The organism is Pseudomonas sp. NPDC088885 (assembly GCF_044750025.1).
Lineage (GTDB): Bacteria > Pseudomonadota > Gammaproteobacteria > Pseudomonadales > Pseudomonadaceae > Aquipseudomonas > Aquipseudomonas rustica.
The window spans coordinates 1-1,137 of the sequence record NZ_JBIVJB010000260.1; the positions used below are offsets into that span (position 1 = coordinate 1).

The window sequence follows — 1,137 nt, forward strand, 5'->3', positions numbered from 1 at the left end:
CAAGGGCAGAAATAACCGCCTACCCAGTCTTTACCCAGATCCGCAGGTGCCACTTCGGGACGGAAGGTCGGTGAGCAACCCAGGTGTGTGCAGATCCCGATCAGCAGCAGAATTTCCGGCTTGATCGATCGCACTTCAGGGTCGACATAGGTGGGTTGCGTGGAGTTTTTGGATTCAGGATCGGAGAGCTGGCCCTCGATCTTTTTCAGATTATCCAGGATTTCCTTGGTACGGCGGACAATGAACACCGGCTGGCCACGCCATTCAGCAATCATCTGCTGTCCTGGCTCGACTTTGCTGACATTCACTTTCACCGGTGCACCGGCGGCTTTCGCCTTGGCACTGGGAAACCATGACCCCACGAAAGGGACCGCAGCCCCCACCGCTCCTGCAGCACCCACCACGGATGTGGCTGCTACCAAGAAGCGACGCCGGCCTGCATTCACGCCGTCATTGCTCATTCAGTCCTCTCCCATCAGCTTTTGTGGCCTGTTAAATCAGGCATCTACTAAATAAATCAATGTTACTTATAAAAATTTTGCCGAATGGTAATGAAAAGCCCCAATTCTGACAAGGGAATTACCCGGAGCTCTTACCCTCAAGCCTTGCAGTATAGGGGGTCTACGGAAGTGGCAAGTTGTCGCAGCGCAATTCTTTGATAAATCACAGGCATAAAAAAACGCCCGCTTCCGTGAGGAGGCGGGCGTTCTTTTTGAACGTGGAAGCGGAATTAACGCTTCGAGTACTGCGGACGCTTACGCGCTTTACGCAGACCAACTTTCTTACGTTCAACTTCACGGGCGTCGCGAGTAACGAAGCCAGCTTTGCGCAGAGCGCCACGCAGGGTTTCGTCGTAGTCCATCAGAGCGCGAGTGATACCGTGGCGGATTGCGCCAGCTTGACCACTTACACCACCGCCGATCACGGTGACGTAGATGTCGAACTTCTCGACAGTCTCAGTCAGCTCCAGCGGCTGACGAACTACCATGCGGGCAGTTTCGCGGCCGAAGAAGTTTTCCAGCGAACGGTTGTTGATGGAGATGTTACCAGTACCCGGACGCAGGAAAACGCGTGCGGTTGCGGTCTTGCGACGGCCAGTGCCGTAATTTTGAGTCGCCGACATAATGTACTATTCCG

At 54.3% G+C, this 1,137-nt stretch carries 2 protein-coding genes; both read right to left on the reverse strand.

The features are described from left to right. A partial coding sequence (gene petA / locus ACIP1X_RS29080; RefSeq protein WP_400756002.1) for a ubiquinol-cytochrome c reductase iron-sulfur subunit occupies positions 1-461 on the reverse strand: 461 nt, incomplete at its 3' end. A 269-nt stretch (positions 462-730) separates the two neighbouring features. After that, positions 731-1,123, reverse strand: a complete 393-nt coding sequence (gene rpsI / locus ACIP1X_RS29085; RefSeq protein ID WP_008080273.1) for a 30S ribosomal protein S9 — start codon at positions 1,121-1,123, stop codon at positions 731-733. Between the last annotated feature and the right edge of the window lie 14 nt (positions 1,124-1,137).